Raw genomic sequence first — 25,286 nt, 5'->3', positions numbered from 1 at the left:
AAATGTAGCGAAAGCGCGTGATGGGTTCAGATCAAACCCCAGAAGTTCCCGGTCATCGTTTCAAAACGTTCTTCCACCCCTCGGCCCAGCGCCCCTGCTCGGCCAGCTCCACCGCCTTGGCATAGCGGTAGAACGTGACCTCGAAATAGGACAGCGCGATGACAAAGCCCGCCCAGCCGTCCAGGAAGCCGCGCTTGAACACGTAATGCTTGATGAACGCCCAGACGCCATGCGACAAGCCCTTGCCGTAGCTGGAACCTGCCTGACGCTTCTTAGCGGCGCCGAGCGACGAGTACCGATTCATCTTGGCGACGACCTCGGCCAGGTCCTTGAACGGCAACTGCCAGATCGCGTGTCGGAGATGGCCGACGGTTTCGCCCGGGCCCAGTTCGTAGCCCTCGTGCACAGGGCTCATCTCATAGCGCATTGCCGACTTGCGGAACAGCTGAGGCTGTCGGTAATTGGGATACCAGCCCGAATGCCTGATCTCGCGGCCCAGGAAGTAGTTGCGTCGCGGCATGAAGTAGGCGCCATGGGCGCCCTGCTCGGCGACCGCGCGCAGCTCCTGCCCGGCCTCGGGCGTGCAGCGCTCGTCGGCATCCAGGCTGAACACCCAGTTGTGGCTGCAGGCGGCCACGGCATCGTTGCGCAGCGCGCCAAACCCCTTGAACTCAATCTGCACGACCCGCGCGCCCAGCGATTCGGCGATGGCCGCCGTGCCGTCCGTGCTGTGGGAATCCGCCACCACGATCTCGTCGGCCCAGGGCACGCTGCGGATCGCGTCGGCGACTTTTTCAGCCTCGTTGAAGGCGATGATGTAGACGGATATCTTGGGCACTGACGGGGATGGGGACGCTGGTGTGCCGCGCCCCTGGCCTGAGGGAGCGCGAGCATAGCAGAGGGGTCGTGGACACTCGACCCCCTGCAAGCATGGGCGCGGTGCATCCATCCAGCCCTATCCGACAGGCCATGAACGACATTCATATCTTCAACGGATTTCTGAATCCCTATGGCGGCAGCGAGCAGGAAACGCTCGCGCTGCACGTGGCGCTGCGTGAACGCACACGCGTCCATCTGTGGGCCACATCCTCACGGGCGTCGAACGAATTGCTGGCGCGCTACCCCATCCGCCAGGTATCGCTGCTGCGGCGCGCCGTGCCCACAGGCGGTACCTATGTCTTCGTCGGTGCGCACTGGCGCAACAGGCTGTGGCCGGCCTGGGTCCCCCGGCCCGATCGGCTCATCTACGTCTTCAACACCTTCCATCCCAAGATCGCGCGCCTGATCGCCGAGCATCCGGCCTGGCTGCGCTGGCCGCGTGCCGAGGTGGTGCTGATCAGCGACTTCCAACGCCAATTGCTCGGGATCGAGGGGGTGGTCCATCCCTCGCCGATCGACATCGACCGCTTTCACCCGGCTCCCACGGGGGAGCGGCCCTTCACCGTGGGCCGCATGAGCCGGGACACGGCAGACAAGCACCATGCCGATGACCCCGCGCTCTACCGTGCGCTGATGGCCATGGGCTGCAGGATAGAGATCCAGGGCGGCACGGTGCTGCGCGGCGCGTTGCCCGAGGGGCCAGGTTTCACACTGCTCCCCGAAGGCGCATACCCGGCCGACACCTTCCTGCACCGGCTCGACGTGTTCTGCTACCGCAGCGGCGTGCATGTGGAGACCTTCGGCCGTGTCGTGCTGGAAGCCATGGCATGCGCACTGCCTGTGGTCTGCCATGCACATGGCGGCTACGCGGAGCACATCCGGCACGGCGACAACGGATACCTGTTCCGCACGACGGCCGAGGCGACCGAGATCATCGCCCGCCTGCAGGCCGAACCTGCGCTGCGGGCCCGCATCGGGCAGCAGGCCCGGGCGACGGCGCAGGCGCTGTTCTCACCCGAGGCGCTGCGTGAACGGGCCGGCTTCTATCTGGCCGGGAAGCCGCCGCCACAGCCCTGAGTCCCGCGCCATGCGCTGTGGTGCAAAACCTACAGCGCCCAGCCCGCCCATCCGCCACGCAGGCAGCCGGCGCCGGGCCCGGCGACCCGTGTGCGGATAATTGCCCCCTTCTCGCACGCTGCATCGCATCCGTTGCCGCGCAGGCAACCCGTTCGCCGGAAACCGTTCTTGAATCCTCGTCTCGTTCTCGCATGCCTGCTGGCTGTAGCCGTCGGCCTGCCCAATTCAGTGATCAGCGTGTCCAAGTCCCTCGTCGTGGTGGCGTCGGTATTCGTGCTGCTGTGGCCCGGCCCACGGGGCCCGGCCGACCGGGCCGTGCAGCAGATGCACACGCCCGTCGCGGTCGTTATGGCCCTGGCCATGCTGGCCCTCACGCTGTTCTGGACCACGGTTTCGGCTGCCGAAGGGGCATCCGCACTGGCCAAGCACGGCAAGCTGCTGCTGGTTCCGCTGTTGGTGCTGCTGCTGCGCACCCGGCGCGAAGCGACGCTCGCGCTCGCCTGGTTCGCCGGGGCGCAGATGATCCAGTTGCTTAGCTCCTGGTTGCTGCTGCTCGGCGCGCCGGTGCCATGGGCGACGTCGGATCAAGCCCGCACGGATTTCACTGTGTTCTCCAATTACCTGGGCCAGTCGATCATGATGGCCGTCTTCGCCGCCGTGTGCTGGCATCTGCGCCTGCAACTGGCGAGCGGCTGGCGGCGCTGGGCGGCCTGCGTCGTCGCGGCGCTGGCCATCGGCAACACGCTGTTCGTGCTGCAGGGCCGCACAGGCCATGTGATCGCCATCGTGCTGCTGTCCCTGGCCATCGCCTGGGAGCTGCCGCGCAGGTGGCGCTACACAGCGTTGCTGGCGCCGTTCATCGTGGCGGGCGTGCTGTTCGCTGGCTCGGAAACCATTCGTGAACGCGCCCACCTGGTGGTCACGGAAACAGCGAGCTACCTGCACAAGGACAACAAGGTCTCGTCGTCGGGCGAGCGGCTCAACTACTGGCACCGGTCGATCCAGGCCATCGAGGAGCGACCGCTGACGGGCTTCGGGCTGGGCAGCTTCAACCGCGAATACAACCGCCTCGACGCGGGCCGCGGCAATCCAGGCACCTTCGTGGTCCGCAATCCGCACCAGGAATTCTTGCTGTGGGGTGTCGAGGCGGGCATCGGTGGCATCCTGGTCCTGTGCGCGTTGATGGCCTGCATGTTCCGCGACGCGCGCCGCGGCGATCCGCTGTGCTCGCGCGCCACGCTGTCGGCGCTCGTGGCGCTCGTGGTGTCGTGCCTGTTCAATTCCACGCTGTTCGATGCCTCCATCGGCGACTTTTTCTGCGTGACCATCGGGTTGTTGCTGGCGCTGGGGCTGCGCAGCGCCCCGCCGCCGGCCGTCGCGGCACCTGTGGCATGAACAAGGCCGCCGAACTGCCCAAGGAATCCGTCCGCCAGCGCCTGCTGCGCGTCTGGCCCTACTTCCGCGCAGCGCGCGGCGGCTGGGTGCTGCTGGTGCTGGCCACCATGGTCGTGGCCGCCACCGAACCGATGATCCCGGCACTGCTCAAGCCGCTGCTGGACCGTGGCTTCAAGAGCGACGGCCTGGCGCTGTGGACGGTGCCGGTCGCCCTGCTCGGCCTCTTCGGCCTGCGCGGGCTGGCGGCCTTCACGGCCAACTACGCGCTGGGCCGCATCGCCAACCATGGGCTGCTCAAGCTGCGGCGCCAGATGTTCGCCAAGATCCTCTCCGGCGACCTGCGGCTGTTCGGCTCGCAGTCGGCAAGTTCACTGGCCAACACCGTGGTGTATGAGGTGCAGACCGGCTCGCAGACGCTGGTGGGCGCCATCATGGGCTTCTCGCGCGACAGCATGACGCTGCTGGCGCTGGTGGGCTACCTGCTGTATCTGAACTGGAAGCTCACGCTCATCGTCACGCTGCTGATTCCGGCCGTGGCCTGGGTCATGGGCGTGCTGTCGCGCCGGCTGTACAAGCTCACGCGGGCCAGCCAGAGCTCCACCGACGCGCTGGCCTATGTGGTGGAAGAGAACGTGCTGGCGCACCGCGACATCCGCCTGCATGCGGCGCAGCCGCTGCAGGAGCAGCGCTTTGCCGAGCTCAGCAACCGGCTGCGCCAGCTGTCGATGAAGTCGGTGGTGGCCTCGTCGGTCATGTCGCCGATCACGCAGATGATCGTGGCCACCGCGCTGTCGGCCGTGATCGCGATCGCGCTGTGGCAAAGCGCAAGCGACGGCACCTCGGTCGGCAGCTTCGTGGCCTTCATCACGGCCATGCTGCTGCTGGTGGCGCCGATCAAGCATTTGTCCGAAGTGGCCAGTCCCATCACGCGCGGCCTGGCCGCCATCGAGCGCGGGCTGGAGCTGATGCACAACACCGAGGACGAGCGGGGCGGCAGCTACAGCGTGCCGCGCGCGCATGGCGACATCCGTTTCGCGCAGGTCGGCGTGCGCTTTGCCGACGCAGCGCAGCCGGCGCTGGATGCGCTGGAGCTGTCGGTCGCCGCAGGCGAGACCGTCGCGTTGGTGGGCGCCTCGGGCGCCGGCAAGACCACACTCGTGAACCTGCTGCCGCGCTTCCTGGAGCCCACCTCGGGCCATGTCGAGCTCGACGGCCACCCGGTGCGCGACTGGGAGCTGAACGCGCTGCGGCGCCAGTTCGCGCTGGTCAGCCAGCATGTCGTGATGCTCAACGACACGGTGGCCGCCAACGTGGCGCTGGGCCAGCCCATCGACCGCGAGCGCGTGCTGCGCTGCCTGGCCGATGCCAACCTCGACCGTCTCGTGGCCGACCTGCCGCAGGGCATCGACAGCATCGTCGGGCACAACGCCGCGCAGCTCTCGGGCGGCCAGCGCCAGCGGCTGGCGATCGCGCGTGCGCTGTACAAGGACGCGCCGGTGCTGATCCTCGACGAGGCCACCTCGGCCCTGGACACCGAATCCGAACGCGCCGTGCAGGGCGCCCTGCAGCGGCTCATGCAGGGCCGCACCACGCTGGTCATCGCGCACCGGCTGTCCACCGTGCAGCACGCCGACCGCATCGTGGTGATGGACGCGGGCCGCATCGTGGAGATCGGCTCGCACGCCGAACTGCTGGCGCAGGGTGGCGCCTACGCCCGCCTCTACGGCATGGGCCTGCCGGGTGGCTGAAGCCACGGCGCGCCGCGGCCTGGACCCGGCGCTGATCGTCGTGCTGGCCGCCGTCTCGGCCGCACTGCATGTGGGCAAGCTGCCGCCCGCCCTGCCCGTGCTGCAAGGGATGCTGGGCCTGTCGCTCGTGCAGGCCGGCTTCCTCGTGTCCATGGTGCAACTGGCCGGCATGGGCCTGGGCCTGCTGGTCGGCCTCGCCGGCGACGGCCTGGGGCTGCGGCGCTGCATGTTGACGGGCCTGCTGGTCTTGAGCGCGGCCAGCGTGGCGGGTGGCTTCGTGCACGACGCCACCGGCCTTCTCGCGCTGCGCGCATGCGAGGGCTTCGGCTTTCTGCTGGCCGTGACGCCGGGGCCCAGCCTGATCCGCCGTTCCGTTGCATCGGGCGACCTGGATGCCAAGCTGGGCCTGTGGGGCGCCTACATGCCGCTGGGCACGGCCCTGGCCTTGCTGGCAGGGCCGTGGCTGCTGCCGCATACGGGCTGGCCGGGCTGGTGGTGGCTGGTGGCCAGCGCATCGGCGGTCATGGCCGCATGGGTCTGGCGCGCCGTGCCGGCCGATCCCGCCACGGCGGGCGCCAGCCGCGCGGTCTGGTCACGCCGCGCCGGCAGCACGCTGGCCGCGCCCGGCCCCTGGCTGCTGGGCTTCAGCTTCGCGGTGTATTCGGGCCAGTGGCTCGCCGTGATCGGCTTCCTGCCCACGGTCTACGCACAGGCGCAGATCGCCAGCGTGACGGCGGGCGCGCTGACCGGGCTCGCGGCGGCCGTCAACATGGTCGGCAACATCGTGGCCGGCCGCTTGCTGCGGCGTGGTGCGGCGCCGCGCACGCTGCTGCGCATCGGCTTTGCCGCCATGGCGGTCGGCGCTGCGTACGCCTTCATGCCGGTGCTGGATGCCGGGCCGCTGGTGCGCTACGCCGCCATCCTCGTCTTCTCGCTGGTCGGCGGCCTGGTGCCGGCCACGCTGTTCGCGCTGTGCGTGCGGCTGGCGCCGGGCAGCGACACGGTCTCGACCACGGTTGGCTGGATGCAGCAGTGCTCGGCCTTCGGCCAGTTCATCGGCCCGCCACTCGTGGGCTGGATCGCCAAGCAGGCGGGCGGCTGGCAATGGACCTGGGCCGCGACGGGGGCCTGCTGCGTGGCCGGCATCGTGCTGGCCGGCCGCCTGCACGCGCTGCTGGCGCGACGCGCTACGACTTGAGCGCGGCCAGCTGCTGCAGCGGCCGGCGCAGCGTGGCGTCGAAGGGGTTGATCTTCGGCCCGATCAACGCCGCCTCGCGCTGCAGCAGCGCCACCACCGCGGGCAGCCGCTCCGGGTTCAGCCGGTCGGCGATGGTGCCCACGCTCAGCGCCGCCACGGCCCGCCCCTCGCGGTCGCAGATCGGCACGGCGGCGCCCGCCATGCCTTCCAGCAGGCCCGTGTTGCGCCCCGCATAGCCGCTCTGGCGCACGCGCTCGATCTCGGTGCGCAGATAGACCTCGTCGTAGACGCCGTACTCGCGCACGCGCGCCAGGTTGAAGCGGATCACCTCTTCGCGCTCGGCCTCGGGCAAAAACGCCAGGATGGCCAGCGCGCCCTGCCCCACGCCCAGCGCCACACGGCCGCCGATGTCGCCGCTGAAGGATCGGATCGGGAACGGCCCCTCGCTGCGGTCCAGGCACACGGCGTCGAAGCCGCTGCGCACCAAGAGGAAGATGGTGTCGCCCAGGCTGCCGCACAGCCGCAGCAGTGACGGGCGGCACAGACTCCGCAGGTCGCCCTGGCTGCCGGCGCGCGCGGCCAACGCGAAGAAGTCCACGCTCAGGCGGTACAGCTTGCTGCGCGCGTCTTGCTCGACCATGCCCTCTGCCACCAGCGACTGCAGCAAACGGTGCACCGTGCCCTGCGTGAGGCCCACGGTGCGCGCCAGTTCGGTGACACGGCCGCCCTCGGCTGGGGCATCGGCCAGCGCACGCAGCACGGCGAACACGCGCGGCACGGCGCCGGGGGCCGAAGATGTTTCAGGCATCGCCATTCCTTCGAATCAAAGCGGTGGTTTGGGGCTTCAGGATTTCGCTGGCAAGAATAAATCAAATAAATCTTCCATTGAACGGAATCGGATCGAATAATTGGCCCGCCTATTGCAAAAGAGTGGAACGCCTCGCGGCTAGCCGCGGGGACCTTCCCCAGCCAAGGAGACCGGGCATGTCGTTTCTCACATTGCGTGACGTCAGCAAGTTCTACGGCGGCACCGCCGCCGTATCAAACATGAACCTGGCCGTCGAACAGGGCGAGTTCGTCTCGCTGCTCGGCCCCTCGGGCTGCGGCAAGACCACCACCTTGCAGATGGTGGCCGGCTTCGAGCCGGTCACCAGCGGCAGCATCACGCTCGCCGGGCGCGACATCACGCACGCCAAGGCCAACACGCGCGGCCTGGGCATCGTGTTCCAGAGCTACGCGCTGTTCCCGCACATGACGGTGGCCGACAACGTGCGCTTTGGGCTGGAGATGCGCAAGGTCGTCAAGGCCGAGCGCGCCGAGCGTGTGCGCCAGGCGCTGGACCTGGTGCACCTGCAGCCGCTGGCCCAGCGCTACCCCCGCGAACTGTCGGGCGGCCAGCGCCAGCGCGTGGCCCTGGCGCGCGCCCTCGTGATCGAGCCGCCGGTGCTGCTGCTGGACGAGCCGCTGTCCAACCTGGACGCCAAGCTGCGCGAGGAGATGCAGTTCGAGCTGCGCCAGATCCAGCGCAAGGTGGGCACCACCACGGTGATGGTCACGCACGACCAGAGCGAGGCGCTGTCGGTCAGCGACCGCGTGGTCGTGATGCAGGCCGGCGTGGTCACGCAGGTCGACGCGCCGCAGCGCATCTACGAACACCCGGGCAGCCGCTTCATCTCCACGTTCGTCGGCAAGGCCAACCTGCTGGATGCGCAGGTGCAGCAGGCCGGCGCCAGCACGCGCGTGGCGCTGGGGCCGCTGCGGCTGGACGTGGCAGTGGACGACGCGGCCCGCTTTCGCACCGGCGGCACGGCCCTGTTCAGCCTGCGGCCCGAGAAGCTCAGGCTGTGCGCGCGCGGCACGGGCCGGCTCGACGGCGAGGTGCAGGAGCGCTTCTTCCTCGGCAGCCAGTGGCTGTACCGGCTGGCCAGCGATGCGGGTGAGTGGACGGCGCTGGCGCCCAACGACGGCCGCGACGCGCTGGCCGTGGGCGACGTGGCCGGGCTGGACTGGTCCGACCATTGCGCGCGCCTGCTGGCCGCCGACGGGGCCACGCCATGACAGCCGCCACGTCCGCCCTGCCCGCGCCGCCGCAGCCACGGCACGCGACCCCGGCCAACCTCACGCCCTACTGGCTCTCGGCCCCTGCGCTGTTGCTGTTCGCCACGCTGCTGCTGACGCCGCTGCTGCTCACGGCCGTGCTGTCGTTCAACGTCTACGACCATGCCACGGGCGTGCAGGCCGGCCGCTACACGCTGGAGCACTACGCACACGTCTTCGGCGACAGCTACTACTACACCATCTTCTGGCGCACGCTGTGGATCTCGGCGCTGGTCACCGGCATCTGCGTGCTGGTCGGCGCGCCCGAGGCCTATGTGCTGAGCCGCATGCGCGACCCCTGGCGCTCCATCCTGCTGCTGGTGGTGCTGGCGCCGCTGCTGGTCTCGGTGGTCGTGCGCGCCTTCGGCTGGAGCATGCTGCTGGGCCCCGAGGGCCTGGTCAACGGCGCGCTGCGCGCCATCGGCCTCGGCCCCGTGAAGATGCTCTACACCGAGATCGCCATCGTGATCGCGCTGGTGCACGTGATGCTGCCCTTCATGGTGATCCCGGTGTGGACCTCGCTGCAGAAGCTGGACCCGGGCGTGGAGAACGCCGCGCTGTCGCTGGGCGCCTCGCCCTTCACCACGCTGCGCCGCGTGGTGCTGCCGCAGATCATGCCGGGCCTGCTGTCGGGCAGCCTCATCGTATTTGGCCTGGCCGCGAGTTCTTTCGCGATCCCCGGCCTGCTGGGCGGGCGGCGCCTGAAGATGGTCGCCACTGTCGTCTACGACGAGTACCTGCACGAGCTGAATTGGCCGCTGGGCGCCACCGTGGCGCTGGTGCTGCTGGTGGCCAACCTGCTGCTGATGCTGAGCTTGAATCGCTCCGTCGAGCGCCGTTATCGGAGGGCCTTGGGATGAGAAGCAATGGGCCGATTGCGCTGGCCTTCAACGCGCTCGTCATCGCCTTCATGCTGGCGCCGCTGCTGGTCGTCTGCGTGGTCGCGTTCACGCCCGAAAACACGCTGACGATTCCCACGACCGAGTTCTCTCTGCGCTGGTTCCGCGCCGTGTTCGAGCACCCGGACTTCGTGTCCTCGTTCTGGAACAGCCTGTGGCTGGCCCTGGCCTCGGCCACGCTGTCCACCGCACTCGCGGTGCCAGCCGCCATCGCCATCACGCGCTACAGCTTCGTCGGCCGCGACACGCTGAATGCGCTGTTCCTGTCGCCGCTGATCATTCCGCACCTGGTGCTGGGCGTGGCCATGCTGCGCATGTTCGCGCTGGTGGGCGGCACGGGCAGCTTCGGCTGGCTGGTGCTGGCGCACACGGTCATCGTCACGCCGTACGCGCTGCGGCTGGTGCTGGCCGCACTGGCGGGCTTCGACCGCAGCGCCGAGCGGGCGGCGCTGTCGCTGGGCGCGAGCCAGGCCACAGTCTTTCGCCGCATCACGCTGCCCATGATCCTGCCGGGCGTGACGGGCGGCTGGCTGCTGGCCTTCATCAACAGCTTCGACGAGGTGACGATGTCGATCTTCGTGACCTCGCCCAGCACCGTCACGCTGCCCGTGCGCATGTACATGTACGCGACCGAGTCCATCGACCCGCTGATGGCCGCGGTCTCCGCGCTGATGGTCTTCGTCACCGCCGCGGCCATGCTGCTCCTGGACCGCATCTACGGGCTGGACCGCGTGCTGGTGGGCAAGGCATGACCACGCCTTTGCTGCGCCGCGTGGCCGAGACCGATCGGGAGCCCGTGAACTTCCTGGTCGATGGCTGGCCCTGCACGGCTCTGGCCGGCGACACGGTGCTGACTGCGGTGCTGACCAACGTGGGCCGGCTGCGCCACAACGAATTCAGCGGAGCGCCGCGGGCGGGCTTTTGCATGATGGGCGCCTGCCAGGACTGCTGGATCGCCACCGATACCGGAGAGCGTCTGCGCGCCTGTGCCCGCTTCATCGAGCCGGGCATGGCGCTGCTGACCGACCCGGGGGCGGTGGAATGACGCAGCAGCCTGTCATCGTCGGCGCCGGCCCGGCCGGCATCCGCGCCGCGCAGACGCTCGTGGCGCATGGCCTGCGGCCCGTCGTGATCGACGAAGCCACCCGTGCCGGCGGCCAGATCTACCGGCGCCAGCCGCCGCAGTTCAAACGCCCCAGCCGCACGCTGTACGGCTTCGAGTCCGGCCGCGCCGACGCGCTGCACCATAGCTTCGACGCGCTGGCCGGTCAGATCGACCACCACCCCGACACCCTGGTCTGGAACGCGGCGGACGGCCAGCTCGATCTGCTGCACGGCCCCACGCAGCGCAGCCGGCGCCAGCCCTTCGAGCAGCTCATCGTGGCCACCGGCGCCACCGACCGCGTGCTGCCCCTGCCCGGCTGGACGCTGCCCGGCGTCTACACATTGGGCGGCGCCCAGGTCGCGCTGAAGTACCAGGGTTGCGCGATCGGGTCGCGCGTGATCTTCATGGGCACCGGCCCGCTGCTCTACCTCGTGGCCTACCAGTACGCCAAGGCCGGCGCCCAGGTGGCGGCCGTGCTGGACACGGCCCGGCTGTCGGACCAGGTCGCGGCCCTGCCCGCCATGGCGCGCCAGCCGGCCGTGCTGGCTAAGGGGCTGTACTACGTCGCTTGGCTGCGCGCGAATGGCATCGCGCTGCACGGCGGCGTGCGGCCGCTGCGCGTGCTGGGCGATGCACGCGTGCAGGGCCTGGCCTGGCACGACGGCCAAGCCGAGCGCCAGGTCGAGGGCGATGCATTGGGCTTCGGCTACGCGCTGCGCTCCGAGACTCAACTGGCCGACCTGCTGGGCTGCCGCTTCGCCTGGGCAGACCTGCAACGTGCCCATCTGCCCGAACGCGACGCGGCCGGGCGCAGCAGCGTGGCCGGCGTCTACCTGGCCGGCGATGGCGCCGGCATCCAGGGCGCGGACGCGGCCGAGTGGGCCGGCGAGCGTGCCGCGCTGGCCTTGCTGGCGGACCGTGGCGTGGCTGTGGATGCCGCACGCGCGGCAGACTTGGAGCGCCGCCTGGCGCGCCAGACCGGCTTTCGCGCCGGGCTGGAGCGCGCCTTCCCGTTCCCCGACGACTGGGCTGCGCAAGCCCCCGACGACCTCTTGGTCTGCCGTTGCGAACACATCACGGCCGGCACGCTGCGCCAGACCGTGCGCGATGGCGGCGCCGACGAGATGAACCGCCTCAAGGCCTTGTGCCGCGTCGGCATGGGCCGCTGCCAGGGCCGCATGTGCGGCACGGCCGCGGCCGAGATCCTGGCGCACGCCAGCGCACAGCCCCTGCACCAGGTCGGCCGACTGCGCGGGCAGGCACCCATCAAGCCGCTGCCCATGACCATGGTCGAAGAGGAGTCCGCATGACGCGCCGCCTCGATTGCGACGTGGCCATCGTCGGCGGCGGCATCGTCGGCGCCTCGGCCGCGCTGGCGCTGCGCCGCCTGGGCCGCTCGGTCGTGCTGCTGGAGCGCGACCTGTGCGGCTCGCGCTCCAGCGGCGTCAACTTCGGCGGCGTGCGGCGCCAGGGCCGGCCGCTGTCGCAGCTGCCGCTGGCCCAGCGCGCGCACCAGATCTGGGGCCGTCTCGCCGCCACCATCGGCACCGACGGCGAATACGAACGCAGCGGCCATTTCAAGATCGCGCGCAGCGAAGCCGACCTGGCCGCGCTGGAGCGCTACCGCGACATGGGCCGCGACTACGACCTGGGCCTGCAGATGCTGTCGGCCAGCCAGTTGCGCGCACGCGCGCCCTGGCTCGGCGCCAAGGCCCAGGGCGGCTCGCTGTGCCCCGAGGACGGCCAGGCCAACCCACGCCTGGTCTCGCCCGCTTTCGCGCGCGCCGCCGAAGCCGCTGGCGCGCAGGTGCTGGAACGCACGCCGCTCTACGAAGCCGAGCACGATGGCCAGCGTTTCGTGCTCCATGCGCGCACGGCCGGTCTGCAAGTGCGCGCCCCCGTGCTGCTCAACTGCGCCGGCGCCTGGGCGGGCCCGCTGGCCGAACGCTTCGGCGATGCCGTTCCTCTCGCCAGCGGCCACCCGGCCATGGCCGTTACCGAGCCGCTGCCGCACTTCATGGGATGGAGCCTGGGCGTGGAAGGCGGCGGCATCTACTGCCGCCAGGTGGCGCGCGGCAACGTGGTCATGGGCGGCGGCGCCGGCGTGGCGCTGGACGCCGACCGCGCGCGGGCCGAACGCGGCGCCATCGCCGGCATCTGCCGCCAGGCCATCGAGCTGCTGCCGGCGCTGCGCCATGCCCACATCATCCGCACCTGGAGCGGCACCGAAGGCTACCTGCCCGACCGCCAGCCCGTGCTCGGCCCCAGCCGCGCCGTGCCCGGCCTGTTCCACGGCTTCGGCTTCGCGGGCGCGGGCTTCCAGATCGGCCCCGCGGCCGGCGAGGTGCTGGCCGAGCTGGCCTGCCACGGCCGCAGCCCCACGCCCATCGACGCCTTCGCGCTCGACCGTTTCGAACCCGCAGCACCCGTTGCGGCCCCTGCTCCCCTCCCCGCCCTCGCCACCCGTTGAAAGGAAGCCCCATGCTCCGCACCACCACCCTCGCCACCGCCGCGCTCGCGGCCCTGCTGCCGGCCGCCGCCTTCGCGCAGGGCAAAACGGTCTACATCGGCATGAACGGTGGCACGATGGAAAAGACCTACACGAGCCACGTCTTCCCCGCGTTCGAGAAGGCCACGGGCGCCAAGGTTGTCGTCGTGCCCGGCACCTCGTCCGACATCCTCGCCAAGGCCCAGGCCAACAAGGCCAAGCCGCAGATGCATGTGATGTTCCTGGACGACGGCATCATGGCGCGCGCCATCGGCATGGGCCTGTGCGAGAAGCAGCGCGCCAGCCCAGCGCTGGCCGAGCTCTATCCCGCGGCCCGCTTCAAGGACGACATGGCCAGCGGCGTGAGCCTGGGCATGACCGGCATCGGCTACAACGCCAAAATGTTCAAGGAAAAAGGCTGGGCCGCGCCCACCTCGTGGATGGACCTGGCCGACCCCAAGTACAAGGGCAAGGTCGTGTTCCAGTCCATGCCCTCGTCTTCCTTCGGCCTGCATGGCTTCTTGATGTTCAACCGCATCCAGGGCGGCACGGACCAGAACGTGGACCCGGGCTTCAACGCCTGGGCCAAGACCATCGGCCCCAACGTGCTGGAGTACATCCCCAGTTCGGCCAAGCTGTCCGAGATGGTGCAGACCGGCGAGGCCGCGATCTTCCCGCTCACGCCCACGGCCGTGGCCGCGCTCAAGGACAAGGGCATCCCGGTCGAGTACGCCCAGCCCAAGGAAGGCTCGGTGGTGCTGACGGTCGGCCAGTGCGTGATCGCCAACAACAGCGAGCCCGAGCTGGCGCAGAAGCTCGCGGAGTTTCTGCTGACCCCACAGGCCCAGGCTGGCGCGCTGGAGCATGGCAACCAGTTGCCGACCAACCCCAAGACCCCCGCCACCGGCGACAGCGCCGCCCAGGTCTCCAAGATCAACGAGTGGATGAAGACCGCCGTGACGATCGACTGGGACAGCATCAACGCCAACCGGCCCGCGTGGAACGCGCGCTGGAACAAGACGATTGAACGCTAAGAGAGGAAACGCATGACGCCCAACCAACAGACCCGTGAACTGCTGCAACGCCTGGGCGTGCCCGATGCGGCCTACGACGACGGCGACCTGCCCGTGCACTCGCCCATCGACGGCAGCGCGCTGGGCCACGTGCCCTCGCACTCGGCCGAAGAGGTCGCACACCGCATCGCGCTGGCACAGCAGGCCTTCCTGCAGTGGCGCAGCGTGCCGGCCCCGCGCCGTGGGGAGCTGATCCGCCTGCTGGGCGAAGAGTTGCGCGCCGAGAAGGAAACGCTGGGCCTGCTGGTCTCGCTGGAGGCCGGCAAGATCCTCAGCGAAGGCCTGGGCGAGGTGCAGGAGATGGTCGACATCTGCGACTTCGCGGTCGGCCTGTCGCGCCAGCTGCACGGCCTGACCATCGCGTCCGAGCGGCCCGGCCACCGCATGATGGAAACCTGGCATCCACTGGGCGTGGTGGGCGTGATCAGCGCGTTCAACTTCCCCGTCGCCGTGTGGTCGTGGAATGCCGCGCTGGCCATCGTCTGCGGAGACCCGGTGCTGTGGAAGCCGTCCGAAAAGACACCGCTCACGGCGCTGGCCTGCCAGGCCCTCTTCGAGCGCGCAGCCAAGCGCTTCAGCGACGCACCCGAGGGCCTGTCGCAGCTGCTGCTGGGCGGCCGCGCGGTGGGCGAGCAACTCGTCGACGACCCACGCGTGGCCCTGGTCAGCGCCACTGGCAGCACGCGCATGGGCCGCGAAGTCGGCCCACGCGTGGCGCAGCGCTTCGGCCGCAGCCTGCTGGAGCTGGGCGGCAACAACGCCGTCATCGTCACGCCCTCGGCCGACCTGGAACTGGCCGTGCGCGGCATCGTGTTCGCGGCTGTCGGTACCGCCGGCCAGCGCTGCACCAGCACGCGCCGCCTCATCGTGCACGAGAGTCTGCGCGGCGAGCTGGTGGCACGCTTGCGCAAGGCCTACGGTGGCCTGCCCATCGGCGACCCGCGCGTGGCCGGAACGCTGGTGGGCCCATTGATCGATCAGGCCAGCTTGGCCGCCATGCAGCGCGCGCTGGAATCGGCCCGCGCCGAGGGCGGCACGGTGCATGGCGGCGAGCGCGTGGCGGTAAGCGGCTGCGACGGTGGCTGCTATGTGCGCCCGGCCATCGTCGAGATGTCCGCGCAGACCGCCACCGTCTGCCACGAGACCTTCGCGCCCATCCTCTACGTGCTGGGCTACAGCGATCTCAATGAGGCCATCGCCCTGCACAACGCCGTGCCGCAGGGCCTGTCATCCGCCATCTTCGGCAACGACCTGCGCGAGACCGAGCTGTTCCTCTCGGCCGCGGGTTCGGACTGCGGCATTGCCAACGTCAACCTGGGCACCTCGGGCGCCGAGATTGGCGGCGCGTTCGGCGGCGAGAAGGAGACCGGCGGCGGCCGCGAGTCGGGGTCGGATGCCTGGCGCAATTACATGCGGCGGGCAACGAATACCATCAACTATTCGCGCCAACTGCCGCTGGCGCAGGGCGTGAAATTCGACGTCTAAGGCTTCAAAAATGTCCTTGATCATGGACAAATAGCGCAATTCGTACTAAATTGTCTTGCATGAAGGACATCATCCGGCTCCCTAGCGACTTGGGCGCCGCCGTGCGACAGACCCGCAAGGCTGCCGGGCTGAAGGCCACCGACGTCGCCCGGTCCGCCGGCCGCAGCCGCGACGTGCTGCACCGGCTGGAGCGCGGCGACGACGTGACCGTGGCCTCGCTGATGGACATCCTGCGCGCCATGGGCGTCGTGCTGCGGTTGGAGAGCGCCGGCCTGCCCACACTGGCCGAGATGCAGCAGCGCTTCGGCAAGCCCGAAGACGACGACGACGATGCTGCCTGACAAGGTCAAGCTGCTCGACGTGCAGATCGCCGGCCAGCCGCGCGGCCAGTTGCTCCGCCAGTCCCGCTACGAGTTCCGCTACCTCGCGGCCGACACGGCCCAGCCCTCGGTGGGCCTCCTGATGCCGCCCGAGCAGCTCACGTATGAAGACGGTGACCTGTTCCCTGTGATGGACCAGAACCTCCCCGAGGGCGACCTGTTCATGCGGCTGCGCCAGCTGTTCCCCAAGCAGCCCTTGAGCGCCATGCACCTGCTGGCCCTGGTCGGCGCCAACGGCATCGGGCGCCTCGGCTTCGCCTTGCCCGGCGAGACGCCGCCGAAGCCGCCGCCCCTGCTCTCACGCCAATCGCTGCTGGAAACCGCCTTCACGCCGGCCGTGTTCGACGAGCTTGTGCGCGCCTACCTCAGCACGGGCGCCGGCATCGCCGGCATGCAGCCCAAGATCATGGTGCCGGACCGGCCTACGGTGCCGATCCCCATCCCCACGCTCATCGTGAAGGCCGGCTCGCCCGCCTACCCGGGCCTGGCGGCCAACGAATTCCTGTGCCTGAGCGCGGCCCAGCGCGCCGGCATCCGCACGCCCACCTTCGACCTCTCGCACGACGGCCAGTTGCTGTTGCTGGACCGCTTCGACATCGCGCCCGATGGCCAGCGCCTGGGCTTCGAGGACATCGCCTCGCTGATGGGCCTGCGCGTGCGCGACACGCTGTCGGACCGCAAGTACCACGGCAGCTACGAGCGCGTGGCCGATGTGCTCAAGCTCTTGCGCCTGCCCGAGGCCGACCTGCAGCGCTTCTTCGAGCAAGTGGCGTTCACGGTCATGGTGCGCAACGGCGACGGCCACCTGAAGAACTACGGCGTGCTGTACCGTAGCGCGCACGACCTCTGGCTCGCGCCGATGTTCGACGTGGTCACGACCTCGGTCTACCGCTACCAGCGCTACGACGGCGGGCCGGAGCTGGAAGACAGCACGCTGGCGCTCAAGCTGTTCGCGGGCAAGGGGCAGACGCGCGGCTATCCCACCGCGGTGGAGTTGCTGCGCTTCGGCCGTGCCGTCTGCCGCGTGGCACAGCCGGGCCTGGTGCTGCAGCGCATCGGCGAGGCCATGCAGCAGACGCTGGACGAGGCCGTGGGCGACACGCGCGTGCCCGCGCCCACGCTAGCCGCCATGCGCGAGGCCTGGCAAGCCGGCCTGGCCTACTCAGCCGAAGCCGCAAGGGCCGTGCCTTGACCGCATCGTTCGATACCCAGGCCGACCTGTTCCGCCACGTCAGCGTGGAGAAGGCCGCGCTCTACCGCGCCGTGATGGACGTCTTCGCCGCCGCCAAGCGCCAGTTCCGCCTGCACCTGCGGCCCGACGAGGTGCTGGCCGAAGGCCAATGGCCCACCCCCGCGCCGCGCATCGAGGAGATCCAGGCCGCGCTGAGCCAGCTCAGCGAATGGGGCAACCTGCAGTCGCAGCCCGACACGGCGCGCGTCGCCAGCCTGGGCGACTTCTACCGCGCGCGTTTCCTGTACCGGCTCTCGCAGGGCGGCGAAGCGGTGGAAGCCGCGCTGGCCACTTTCGCCCGCACGCTGCGCCGCCGTGCCGAACTCCAGACAGTGGCGCTGGAAGACATCGCCAACCGCCTGCAGGCCCTGCGCACGCTGGCCGACGAGCCCGCGCCCGACGCCGCCAAGGTGCACGAGACGCTGCGCGACCTGGTGCGCGTGTTCGAAAGCCTGTCGCTGCGCCAACTGCTGCGCGCACCGCCGGCCTGGGTAGTGTCCGGCATGCAGGTCTTCGTCTGCGAGAACCCCAACCTGCTGGCCATCGCCACGGACCAGCTCGGCGCACGCTGCGCGCCCCTGGTCTGCACCGACGGCATGCCAGCCGCCGCGCAGCGCAGCCTGCTCACGCAACTGGCGCAGGCCGGTGCGCTGTTGCGCTACCACGGCGATTTCGACTGGCCTGGCATCCACATTGCCAACCATGTGTTGCGTAGCTGGCCAGCGCAGCCCTGGCGCATGGGCGTTGTCGACTATGCCGCTGCGGTGGAATCGGCACGGCGTGAGGAGCGCGAGCTGTCGGATGCCTCAGTGCCCGCGCGCTGGGATGACGACCTGTCGCCGGCCATGCAGCGCTGCGGTCTGGCGATTGCAGAAGAGGCCGTGACGGTCGACTTGCTGCAAGACCTGGAGCTGCGCTGAACCGGGACCGCCGCGCCCCTCGTCCAGCAGCGACTCCTGCGCCTCCCGCCACTGATGGGCCACGCCTGGACACTGAAGCCCCGGTGCCCGCTGTCGGACATGGATTTGTGTCGCAGCCACTGACTCTGCCCCGCAGCCTCCTGCTGTTGACATGCCTCGGTGCCGGTGCTCCGAGGAGACTGGTCTCAAGGCGTCTGGTGCAGCACGAGGGGCAGCACAGCCTCGGCGCCTGCTTCACGCAACAGCGCGGCGGCCACGGTCGCTGACCAGCCGCTGCGGTAGCGCACATCCACCAGCAGCAGCGGCCCAGGCGGCAGCACCACGTCGTCATGCAGCACCAAGGCCCGGTTCAACGTCGCCACCTTGGCAGCCGAGGCCAGGTCGGCATCCGGCAAAGGGCCAGCCAACCGCAGGGCGTCGACCAGCGGCAGCCTGCCCACGCGCGCCATATGGGCCGCCACCGAACCGAGCAATTGCGGATGGGTCGCCGACGGCATGGGTACCACGGCCACCGGCCTGTCGCCCCAGCTGCGCCGCCAACGGCCGAGCACGCCGACCACGCCGTCCAGCACCGCCTGGGGTGCCGGGGCGTCGGGCGCCCCTAACAGCGGCAGCAGCGCCTCGGCCCAGCCGGGATCGTCGGCAAACGCCAGCGCGCGACCCTCGCTGCAACCCGTGATGCGGCCCTTGCGCGCGCCGCCAGTGGGCCATAGCTTGCGCGGCTCGATCACCACGTCCTGCCCGCGCGCGTAGGCCCGCGCGGCCGCGACACGGTCGGCGCCCGGGTGAGCGCCTGGGTCCGGCAGCCGGCCCGTGCAGACGCTGCAGCGACCGCAGTCGCTGGGCGCGGGATCGTCCAACGCCACCTGCAAAAAGCGCATCAGACAGCCCTGCCCCGCGGCGAACGCGCGCATCAGGTCGGCCTCGCGCTGGCGGACCTGGGCCAGTGCCTGCCAGCGCTGGGCGTCGAAGGTCCAGGGCTGGCCGGTCAGCGCCCAGGCCGTGCCTTCGCGCTGCACGACCTCTTCCACCGCCAGGATCTTCAGCAGGCCTTCGAGCCGCCCGCGCCGGATGGACGTGCTGTTCTCCAGCGCAAGCAGGCTCTGTGGCCCCGTGGCGAGTGCCTTGAGGATCTGGCCCACGCGTTTCTCGTCGGGTACGCCAGCCGTTGCGAAGTAGGCCCAGATGCGCTCGTCGGTCTCGGCCGGCAGCAGCACGGCGACGGCGTCGTCCAGCGCCCGGCCCGCGCGGCCGACCTGCTGGTAATAGGCCACAGGCGAGGCCGGCGAGCCGACATGGATGCAGAACGCCAGGTCGGGCTTGTCGTAGCCCATGCCCAACGCGGATGTCGCGACCACGGCCTTCAGTCGGTTGCCGCGCAGGTCGTCCTCGATTTGCTGGCGCGCGGCCGTCTCCAGCCCGCCGTGGTAGGCCGCGACTTCGAACCCGCACGAGCGCAGAAAGCCGGCCAGCCGCTCGGTGTCGGCCACCGTGAGCGCGTAGACGATGCCCGAGCCGGCGAAAGTCTCCAGCGCATCGGCCACCCAGGCATGGCGCTCCAGCGCGCCGAGCTTGGGCACCACCGCCAGGCGCAGCGACGAGCGTGCGAGCGAGCCGCGAAAGGTCAGCGTCTCTGGTCCCAGCTGGCGTGCGATGTCTTCGGTGACGCGGTGGTTGGCCGTGGCCGTGGTGGCCAGCACGGGCGTGTCGGCCTCGATGCCCAGCAGCGTCTTGGCCAGGCGCTGGTAGTCGGGCCGGAAGTCGAAGCCCCAGTCGGAGATGCAATGCGCCTCGTCGATCACCACCAGGCCGGTCGTGGCCAGCAGCGTGGGCAGGCGCCGCGCGAAACCGGGGTTGCCCAGCCGCTCGGGCGAGACCAGCAGCACGTCCAGCCGGTCGGCGGCGATGTCCTCGAAGATCGGGTCCCAGGCGTCGAGGTTGGTCGAATTGATGGTCGCGGCACGCAGCCCACCGCGTGCGGCTGCGTCGACCTGGTCGCGCATCAATGCCAGCAGCGGCGAGACGATCAGCGTGGGGCCCTTGCCCTGCGCGCGAAGTGCCGAGGTCGCCGCCCAGTAGACGGCGGACTTGCCCCAACCGGTGGCCTGCACGACCAGCACGCGGGCCCGTTCCTCGACCAGCGCGGCGACGGCCGCGGTCTGGTCTTCACGCGGTTGGGCAGCAGGCCCCGCCATCGCGGCGAGGACTTTGCGCAGGTGCGTGTCGGCCAGCCCCACGGCGCGCCTTCAGCTCATTCCCACTCGATGGTGGCCGGCGGCTTGCTGCTCACGTCGTAGGTCACGCGGTTGATGCCGCGCACCTCGTTGATGATGCGGCCCGACACCTTCTTGAGCAGCGCGTATGGCAGCTCGGCCCAGTCGGCGGTCATGAAGTCGCTCGTCTGCACGGCGCGCAACGCGACCACGTAGTCGTAGGTGCGGCCGTCGCCCATCACCCCCACGCTCTTGACCGGCAGGAACACCGTGAAGGCCTGGCTGGTCAGCTCGTACCAGGTCTTGCCAGACGCTTCGTCGCGGAAGTTGCGCAGTTCCTCGATGAAGATCGCGTCGGCGCGGCGCAGCAGGTCGGCGTATTCCTTCTTGACCTCGCCCAGGATCCGCACGCCCAGGCCGGGGCCGGGGAACGGGTGGCGGTACACCATCTCGGGCGGCAGGCCCAGGGCCACGCCCAGCTCGCGCACTTCGTCCTTGAACAGGTCGCGCAGCGGCTCCAGCAATTTGAGGCCCAGTTGCTCGGGCAGGCCGCCGACGTTGTGGTGGCTCTTGATCGTGACAGCCTTCTTGGTCTTGGCGCCGCCGGACTCGATCACGTCGGGGTAGATCGTGCCCTGGGCCAGCCACTTGGCGCCCTTGGCGCCCGAGCCGACGAGCTTGGCGGCCTCTTGCTTGAACACGGTGACGAACTCGCCGCCGATGATCTTGCGCTTGGCCTCGGGATCGCTGACGCCTGCCAGCTTGCCCAGGAACAGATCGCTGGCGTCGACGCGGATCACCTTGGCGTGCAGCTTGCCGACGAACATGTCCATGACCATGTCGCCCTCGTTCAGGCGCAGCAGGCCGTGGTCCACGAAGACGCAGGTCAGCTGGTCGCCGATGGCGCGGTGGATCAGCGCGGCGGCCACGCTGGAGTCGACGCCACCGGACAGGCCCAGGATCACCTCCTCATCGCCGACCTGCTCGCGGATCTTGTCCACGGCCTCGGCGATGTGGTCGCGCATGACCCAGTCGGGCTGGGTGTTGGCGATCTTGAGCACGAAGCGCTCGAGCAGCGCCTTGCCCTGCAGCGTATGCGTGACCTCGGGGTGGAACTGCACGCCGTAATAGCCGCGCGCCTCGTCGGCCATGCCGGCGATCGGGCAGCTCGGCGTGCTGGCCATGAGCTTGAAGCCGGGCGGCAGGGCCGTGACCTTGTCGCCGTGGCTCATCCAGACCTTGAGCATGCCGTGGCCTTCAGGGGTGCCGAAGTCCTGGATGCCTTCGAGCAATTGCGTGTGGCCGCGGGCGCGGACTTCGGCGTAGCCGAACTCGCGGTGGTCGCTCCACTCCACCGTGCCGCCCAGTTGCGCGGCCATGGTCTGCATGCCGTAGCAGATGCCCAGCACCGGCACGCCCAGATCCCAGACCGCCTGCGGTGCGCGCAGCTCCTCTTCCTCGTAGGTGCTGGCATGGCTGCCCGACAGGATGATGCCCTTGGGCGCGAACTCCCGGATGAAGGCGTCGTCCACGTCGTTCGGGTGGATCTCGCAATACACATGGGCTTCGCGCACGCGGCGTGCGATCAGCTGCGTGACCTGGGAGCCGAAGTCGAGGATGAGGATCTTGTCGTGTTGCATGGTCTGCCAAGTGAAACGGGCAGCGCGTGCTGCCCGTGTCGGTGGGTCGAAAAAAACGTCAGGCTTGCGGTGGCTGCGCGGCGGTCGACCGGGTCATTCTGCCCGGTAGTTCGGCGCTTCCTTGGTGATCTGCACGTCGTGCACGTGGCTCTCGCGGATGCCGGCCGCCGTGATCTCGACGAACTCGGCCTTCTCGCGCATCTCCTCGATGGTCGCGCAGCCGCAGTAGCCCATGCTGGCCCGCACGCCACCGGCCATCTGGAACACGATGGCGATCATCGAGCCCTTGTAGGGCACGCGGCCTTCGATGCCTTCGGGCACGAGCTTGTCGGCGTTCGGGTTGCCGGTGGTCGCTTCCTGGAAGTAGCGGTCGGCGCTGCCCTGCTGCATGGCGCCGATGCTGCCCATGCCGCGGTAGCTCTTGTAGCTGCGGCCCTGGAACAGGATCACCTCGCCGGGCGCCTCTTCGGTGCCCGCGAACATGCCGCCCATCATGACGGTGTGCGCACCGGCCGCGATGGCCTTGGAGATGTCGCCGCTGTAGCGGATGCCGCCGTCCGAGATCAGCGGCACGCCACTGCCGGCCAGGGCCGTGGCAACACTGTCGACGGCCATGATCTGCGGCACACCCACGCCGGCCACGATGCGCGTGGTGCAGATCGAGCCCGGGCCGATGCCGACCTTGACCGCGTCCGCGCCTGCCTCGACCAGCGCCAGTGCGGCCGCGCCGGTGGCGATGTTGCCGCCGACCACGTCGACCTGCGGGTAGTTCTGCTTGACCCAGCGCACGCGCTCGATCACGCCCTTGCTGTGGCCATGCGCGGTGTCGACCACGATGGCGTCGACCCCGGCCTTCACGAGGGCCTCGACGCGCTCTTCCGTGCCTTCGCCCACGCCGACCGCAGCGCCCACGCGCAGGCTGCCCGAGCCATCGCGTGCGGCGTTTGGGAAGCTGGTCTGCTTGGTGATGTCCTTCACCGTGATCAGGCCCTTGAGCTCGAACGCGTCGTTGACGACGAGCAGGCGCTCGAGCTTGTGCTTGTTCAGCAGCGCCTTGGCCTCGGCCGGCGTCGTGCCGTCCTTCACCGTGATCAGCCGCTCGCGCGGCGTCATGATCTCGCGCACGGGGATGTCGTAGCGCGTCTCGAAGCGCAAATCGCGCCCCGTCACGATGCCGATGACCTTGCCGCCCTCGAGCACCGGGAAGCCCGAGATGCCGCGCTCATCGGACAGTTGCATGACCTGCAGCACGGTGTGGTCGGGCGTGATCACGACCGGGTCGCGCAGCACGCCCGACTCATAGCGCTTGACGCGCGCCACTTCGGCGGCCTGCTGCTGCGGCGTGAGGTTCTTGTGGATGATGCCCATGCCGCCCTCCTGCGCGATGGCAATGGCCAGGCGCGCTTCGGTGACCGTGTCCATGGCGGCGGACACGAGGGGCAAATTGAGGCTGATGTTGCGGGAGAACCGCGTGGAGAGAGAGGTGTCCTTGGGGAGGACTTGGGAATACGCCGGCACCAGCAACACGTCGTCGAAGGTGAGCGCTTTTCCGAGGAGGCGCATGTGAAAGCTCCAAAAAAAAGATTGTACCCGTGCGAATTGCGTGCTGAAGTCCAGCGCTAAACTGGTCCGGATGCGAACCATCTCGACGCTGTTGCTGCTGGTGGCCGGCCTGGCGCTGGCCCTGCCGGCCGCAGCGCAATGGCAATGGCGCGACCAGAACGACAAGCTCGTGTTCAGCGACCGGCCGCCGCCCAGCGATGTGCCCGAATCGCGCATCCTGCGCCGCCCCGGCGCCCTCCGACCCGCCCCGGCCGCAGCCGCCGCGTCGGTGGCGCCACCGCCGGCCGCTGCCGTGCCCAGGCTCGCGGGCAAGGACAAGGAGCTCGAAGAGCGGCGCCAGCAGGCCGAGGCGCAGGAAGAGGCGAAGAAGGCCGCGCAACTGCAGGCGCAGGCCAGGGCACGCGCCGACAACTGCGCGCGTGCGCGCCAGGCCAAGACGACCTACGACTCCGGTGTGCGCCTCGCGCGCACTGACGCCAACGGCGAGCGCGAATTCATCGACGACGCAACCCGCGCGGCGGAGAGCCGCCGGCTGCAGTCCATCATCGCCAGCGACTGCAGCTGAGCCGCTAGTAGCCGGCCTTGGCGCCGGGCCGTTTCTTCGCGAACAGCCCCGTCGCGCGTGCGCCCTGCCGCGCAAAGCGCTCGCGCCGGGCAACCTTGGGATCGACCAGCAAGGGGCGGTACAGCTCGACGCGGTCGCCATCGCGCAACGCCTGCGCCGGCCCCGCGGTGCGGCCCCAGATGCCGGTGGGCATGCGGGCCAGCTCCAGCCCCGCGAACAGGGGCAGCGCTTGACAGGCCTGCAGCGCATCGGCCACGCACGCGCCTGGGGCGAGCTGCAAGCTCACTTCGTGGACTTGCCGCGGCCCCGCCGCCACGGCGACGACGACCTGCAAGCCGGTGGCCATCAGCCGTACACCTGTTCGGCGCGCTTGACGAAGGCGTCGACCATGCTGCCGGCGATGCGGTCGAACACCGGGCCCACCACAGCGGCCAAGGCGATGCTGGAAAAGCCGTAGCGCAGTTCCAGGCCGACCTTGCAGGCCTGCTGGCTGCCGTCGCCCACGGGCGCGAAAGTCCAGTCGCCCTCCAGCTGCGAGAACGGCCCCTTGACCAACCGCATGCCGACCTGGCGGTTCTCCACGTGCGTGTTGCGGGTCGTGAAACTCTGGTGGATGCCGGCGAACGCGATGCCGATTTCGGCTGTCATGCCCTGCGCATCCTGCTCGAGCACGGCTGCGCGGTCGCACCACGGCAGGAACTTCGGGTACTGGTCGACCTGGGTCACCAGGGCGAACATCTGCTCGGGGCTGTACCAGATGAGGACGGACTTCTGAACGGTTTTCATAGAATCGAAAGCTCGCCAAATTGTAGACACGCCTTGCAGACCGGCGCCGCATCCCCATCTGGACCCTCCATGGCCAAGAAACCCGACGCCTCTTCACGCATCGCCGACAACAAGAAGGCGGCCTTCAACTACTTCTTCGAGGAGCGGTTCGAGGCCGGCATGGTGCTGGAAGGCTGGGAGGTCAAGGCCCTGCGCGAAGGCAAGGTCCAGCTCACCGACGGCTATGTGATCGTGCGCGATGGCGAGCTCTTCGTCGTCGGCTGCCAGATCAACCCGCTCAAGTCCGCGTCCACGCACGTGAACCCAGACGCCATCCGCACCAAGAAGCTGCTGCTGCACAAGGAGCAGATCAAGCGGCTGACCGGCAAGGTCGAGCAAAAGGGCTACACCCTGGTGCCACTGAACCTGCATTGGAAGGACGGCAAAGTCAAGTGCGAGATCGCGCTGGCCAAGGGCAAGGCCGAGCACGACAAGCGCGACACCATCAAGGACCGTGAAGGCAAGCGCGAGGTCGAGCGCGCGATGAAGTCGCGCAACCGCTGAC

Annotated in this window: 24 protein-coding genes and 1 pseudogene; 18 read left to right on the top strand and 7 right to left on the bottom strand. The window is 69.5% G+C overall.

Annotated elements, in window-relative coordinates; genetic code table 11:
- Positions 1-52: 52 nt before the first annotated feature.
- Positions 53-838 carry a glycosyltransferase family 2 protein gene (locus tag ASF43_RS17360; RefSeq protein ID WP_056183713.1) on the bottom strand — a complete coding sequence of 262 codons (786 nt, stop codon included), beginning with the start codon at positions 836-838 and terminating at the stop codon, positions 53-55.
- Positions 839-930: 92 nt separating this feature from the next.
- Here ASF43_RS17360 and ASF43_RS17355 point away from each other — a divergent pair, with 92 nt between their 5' ends.
- From ASF43_RS17355 to ASF43_RS17340, 4 genes are all read left to right on the top strand, one after another.
- Entirely contained in the window at positions 931-1,956 is a 1,026-nt protein-coding gene (locus ASF43_RS17355; RefSeq protein WP_056183711.1) for a glycosyltransferase family 4 protein, read from the top strand.
- A 132-nt stretch (positions 1,957-2,088) separates the two neighbouring features.
- Positions 2,089-3,351, top strand: coding sequence for an O-antigen ligase (locus tag ASF43_RS17350; protein ID WP_156373374.1), 1,263 nt, complete (start codon positions 2,089-2,091; stop codon positions 3,349-3,351).
- Positions 3,348-5,099 carry a lipid A export permease/ATP-binding protein MsbA gene (gene msbA / locus ASF43_RS17345; protein ID WP_056183707.1) on the top strand — a complete coding sequence of 584 codons (1,752 nt, stop codon included), beginning with the start codon at positions 3,348-3,350 and terminating at the stop codon, positions 5,097-5,099. Before ASF43_RS17350 ends, msbA begins: the two co-directional genes overlap by 4 nt.
- Positions 5,092-6,297, top strand: coding sequence for a CynX/NimT family MFS transporter (locus ASF43_RS17340; RefSeq protein WP_056183705.1), 1,206 nt, complete (start codon positions 5,092-5,094; stop codon positions 6,295-6,297). Before msbA ends, ASF43_RS17340 begins: the two co-directional genes overlap by 8 nt.
- On the opposite strand, the gene ASF43_RS17335 is transcribed toward ASF43_RS17340, so the two are convergent.
- Positions 6,287-7,105 carry an IclR family transcriptional regulator gene (locus tag ASF43_RS17335; RefSeq protein ID WP_056184536.1) on the bottom strand — a complete coding sequence of 273 codons (819 nt, stop codon included), beginning with the start codon at positions 7,103-7,105 and terminating at the stop codon, positions 6,287-6,289. The two genes, ASF43_RS17340 and ASF43_RS17335, sit on opposite strands and share 11 nt — an antisense overlap.
- Positions 7,106-7,281: 176 nt before the next feature.
- Here ASF43_RS17335 and ASF43_RS17330 point away from each other — a divergent pair, with 176 nt between their 5' ends.
- The 12 genes and pseudogenes from ASF43_RS17330 to ASF43_RS32310 all read left to right on the top strand — a co-directional run bounded on the left by ASF43_RS17330 (position 7,282) and on the right by ASF43_RS32310 (position 17,975).
- On the top strand, positions 7,282-8,355 hold the full coding sequence (locus tag ASF43_RS17330) for an ABC transporter ATP-binding protein (protein WP_056183704.1): 1,074 nt from the start codon (positions 7,282-7,284) through the stop codon (positions 8,353-8,355).
- A complete protein-coding gene (locus ASF43_RS17325) occupies positions 8,352-9,254 on the top strand; it encodes an ABC transporter permease (protein ID WP_056183702.1) in 903 nt (300 codons plus the stop codon). The genes ASF43_RS17330 and ASF43_RS17325 overlap by 4 nt, the downstream gene beginning before the upstream one ends.
- Positions 9,251-10,045 (top strand): ABC transporter permease, encoded by a 795-nt coding sequence (locus ASF43_RS17320; protein ID WP_056183700.1) that lies wholly within the window; start codon positions 9,251-9,253, stop codon positions 10,043-10,045. The genes ASF43_RS17325 and ASF43_RS17320 overlap by 4 nt, the downstream gene beginning before the upstream one ends.
- Complete coding sequence (locus tag ASF43_RS17315; protein WP_056183698.1) at positions 10,042-10,338, top strand: (2Fe-2S)-binding protein; 297 nt, start codon at positions 10,042-10,044, stop codon at positions 10,336-10,338. The genes ASF43_RS17320 and ASF43_RS17315 overlap by 4 nt, the downstream gene beginning before the upstream one ends.
- On the top strand, positions 10,335-11,708 hold the full coding sequence (locus ASF43_RS17310) for an NAD(P)/FAD-dependent oxidoreductase (protein WP_056183697.1): 1,374 nt from the start codon (positions 10,335-10,337) through the stop codon (positions 11,706-11,708). Before ASF43_RS17315 ends, ASF43_RS17310 begins: the two co-directional genes overlap by 4 nt.
- Complete coding sequence (locus tag ASF43_RS17305) at positions 11,705-12,868, top strand: FAD-binding oxidoreductase (protein WP_056183695.1); 1,164 nt, start codon at positions 11,705-11,707, stop codon at positions 12,866-12,868. The genes ASF43_RS17310 and ASF43_RS17305 overlap by 4 nt, the downstream gene beginning before the upstream one ends.
- 11 nt (positions 12,869-12,879) lie before the next feature.
- Positions 12,880-13,920, top strand: coding sequence for an ABC transporter substrate-binding protein (locus ASF43_RS17300; RefSeq protein WP_056183692.1), 1,041 nt, complete (start codon positions 12,880-12,882; stop codon positions 13,918-13,920).
- A 12-nt stretch (positions 13,921-13,932) separates the two neighbouring features.
- Entirely contained in the window at positions 13,933-15,444 is a 1,512-nt protein-coding gene (locus ASF43_RS17295; RefSeq protein WP_056183691.1) for an aldehyde dehydrogenase family protein, read from the top strand.
- A gap of 59 nt (positions 15,445-15,503) precedes the next feature.
- Positions 15,504-15,785, top strand: coding sequence for a helix-turn-helix domain-containing protein (locus ASF43_RS17290; protein WP_056183689.1), 282 nt, complete (start codon positions 15,504-15,506; stop codon positions 15,783-15,785).
- Positions 15,775-17,016 (top strand): type II toxin-antitoxin system HipA family toxin, encoded by a 1,242-nt coding sequence (locus ASF43_RS17285; protein ID WP_056183687.1) that lies wholly within the window; start codon positions 15,775-15,777, stop codon positions 17,014-17,016. The genes ASF43_RS17290 and ASF43_RS17285 overlap by 11 nt, the downstream gene beginning before the upstream one ends.
- A gap of 26 nt (positions 17,017-17,042) precedes the next feature.
- Positions 17,043-17,513: pseudogene (locus tag ASF43_RS32315) on the top strand (TIGR02677 family protein); the annotation flags it as partial.
- On the top strand, positions 17,490-17,975 hold the full coding sequence (locus ASF43_RS32310; RefSeq protein ID WP_369803303.1) for a TIGR02679 family protein: 486 nt from the start codon (positions 17,490-17,492) through the stop codon (positions 17,973-17,975). The pseudogene ASF43_RS32315 and the gene ASF43_RS32310, both read left to right, overlap by 24 nt.
- A gap of 185 nt (positions 17,976-18,160) precedes the next feature.
- Here the strand turns inward: ASF43_RS32310 and ASF43_RS17275 are convergent, their stop codons facing one another.
- The 3 genes from ASF43_RS17275 to guaB form a co-directional block, all read right to left on the bottom strand.
- Positions 18,161-20,212 (bottom strand): RecQ family ATP-dependent DNA helicase, encoded by a 2,052-nt coding sequence (locus ASF43_RS17275; RefSeq protein ID WP_235578284.1) that lies wholly within the window; start codon positions 20,210-20,212, stop codon positions 18,161-18,163.
- A 14-nt stretch (positions 20,213-20,226) separates the two neighbouring features.
- A complete protein-coding gene (gene guaA, locus ASF43_RS17270) occupies positions 20,227-21,828 on the bottom strand; it encodes a glutamine-hydrolyzing GMP synthase (protein ID WP_056183683.1) in 1,602 nt (533 codons plus the stop codon).
- Between the two features lie 93 nt (positions 21,829-21,921).
- The gene (gene guaB / locus ASF43_RS17265; protein ID WP_056183681.1) at positions 21,922-23,391 is read right to left on the bottom strand and encodes an IMP dehydrogenase; all 1,470 of its coding nucleotides are present in this window, start codon (positions 23,389-23,391) and stop codon (positions 21,922-21,924) included.
- A 70-nt stretch (positions 23,392-23,461) separates the two neighbouring features.
- Here guaB and ASF43_RS17260 point away from each other — a divergent pair, with 70 nt between their 5' ends.
- A complete protein-coding gene (locus tag ASF43_RS17260) occupies positions 23,462-23,956 on the top strand; it encodes a DUF4124 domain-containing protein (RefSeq protein WP_056183680.1) in 495 nt (164 codons plus the stop codon).
- Between the two features lie 4 nt (positions 23,957-23,960).
- Here ASF43_RS17260 and ASF43_RS17255 read toward each other — a convergent pair whose 3' ends face one another.
- Positions 23,961-24,302, bottom strand: coding sequence for an RnfH family protein (locus ASF43_RS17255; RefSeq protein ID WP_056183678.1), 342 nt, complete (start codon positions 24,300-24,302; stop codon positions 23,961-23,963).
- A complete protein-coding gene (locus ASF43_RS17250) occupies positions 24,302-24,742 on the bottom strand; it encodes a type II toxin-antitoxin system RatA family toxin (RefSeq protein WP_056183676.1) in 441 nt (146 codons plus the stop codon). The genes ASF43_RS17255 and ASF43_RS17250 overlap by 1 nt, the downstream gene beginning before the upstream one ends.
- Positions 24,743-24,811: 69 nt before the next feature.
- Between ASF43_RS17250 and smpB the strand changes: the two genes are divergently transcribed.
- Positions 24,812-25,285, top strand: a complete 474-nt coding sequence (gene smpB / locus ASF43_RS17245; protein WP_056183674.1) for an SsrA-binding protein SmpB — start codon at positions 24,812-24,814, stop codon at positions 25,283-25,285.
- The last annotated feature ends 1 nt before the right edge of the window (position 25,286 follow it).

The organism is Pseudorhodoferax sp. Leaf267, assembly GCF_001422405.1.
Taxonomy (GTDB): Bacteria; Pseudomonadota; Gammaproteobacteria; order Burkholderiales; family Burkholderiaceae_C; genus Pseudorhodoferax.
The sequence above is the reverse complement of the archived record's forward strand: the minus strand, read 5'-3'. Positions and strand labels throughout refer to the sequence as shown.

Bases quoted from the DNA above. Each gene is read 5' to 3' on its own strand.
- ASF43_RS17315 (WP_056183698.1), top strand. From the start codon at position 10,042: ATGACCACGCCTTTGCTGCGCCGCGTGGCCGAGACCGATCGGGAGCCC.
- ASF43_RS17290 (WP_056183689.1), top strand. From the start codon at position 15,504: ATGAAGGACATCATCCGGCTCCCTAGCGACTTGGGCGCCGCCGTGCGA.
- ASF43_RS17295 (WP_056183691.1), top strand. From the start codon at position 13,933: ATGACGCCCAACCAACAGACCCGTGAACTGCTGCAACGCCTGGGCGTG.
- ASF43_RS17330 (WP_056183704.1), top strand. From the start codon at position 7,282: ATGTCGTTTCTCACATTGCGTGACGTCAGCAAGTTCTACGGCGGCACC.
- ASF43_RS17310 (WP_056183697.1), top strand. From the start codon at position 10,335: ATGACGCAGCAGCCTGTCATCGTCGGCGCCGGCCCGGCCGGCATCCGC.
- smpB (WP_056183674.1), top strand. From the start codon at position 24,812: ATGGCCAAGAAACCCGACGCCTCTTCACGCATCGCCGACAACAAGAAG.
- guaB (WP_056183681.1), bottom strand. From the start codon at position 23,391: ATGCGCCTCCTCGGAAAAGCGCTCACCTTCGACGACGTGTTGCTGGTG.
- ASF43_RS17285 (WP_056183687.1), top strand. From the start codon at position 15,775: ATGCTGCCTGACAAGGTCAAGCTGCTCGACGTGCAGATCGCCGGCCAG.
- msbA (WP_056183707.1), top strand. From the start codon at position 3,348: ATGAACAAGGCCGCCGAACTGCCCAAGGAATCCGTCCGCCAGCGCCTG.
- guaA (WP_056183683.1), bottom strand. From the start codon at position 21,828: ATGCAACACGACAAGATCCTCATCCTCGACTTCGGCTCCCAGGTCACG.
- ASF43_RS17335 (WP_056184536.1), bottom strand. From the start codon at position 7,105: ATGCCTGAAACATCTTCGGCCCCCGGCGCCGTGCCGCGCGTGTTCGCC.
- ASF43_RS17320 (WP_056183700.1), top strand. From the start codon at position 9,251: ATGAGAAGCAATGGGCCGATTGCGCTGGCCTTCAACGCGCTCGTCATC.
- ASF43_RS17255 (WP_056183678.1), bottom strand. From the start codon at position 24,302: ATGGCCACCGGCTTGCAGGTCGTCGTCGCCGTGGCGGCGGGGCCGCGG.
- ASF43_RS17355 (WP_056183711.1), top strand. From the start codon at position 931: ATGGGCGCGGTGCATCCATCCAGCCCTATCCGACAGGCCATGAACGAC.
- ASF43_RS17250 (WP_056183676.1), bottom strand. From the start codon at position 24,742: ATGAAAACCGTTCAGAAGTCCGTCCTCATCTGGTACAGCCCCGAGCAG.
- ASF43_RS17305 (WP_056183695.1), top strand. From the start codon at position 11,705: ATGACGCGCCGCCTCGATTGCGACGTGGCCATCGTCGGCGGCGGCATC.
- ASF43_RS17325 (WP_056183702.1), top strand. From the start codon at position 8,352: ATGACAGCCGCCACGTCCGCCCTGCCCGCGCCGCCGCAGCCACGGCAC.
- ASF43_RS17300 (WP_056183692.1), top strand. From the start codon at position 12,880: ATGCTCCGCACCACCACCCTCGCCACCGCCGCGCTCGCGGCCCTGCTG.
- ASF43_RS17260 (WP_056183680.1), top strand. From the start codon at position 23,462: ATGCGAACCATCTCGACGCTGTTGCTGCTGGTGGCCGGCCTGGCGCTG.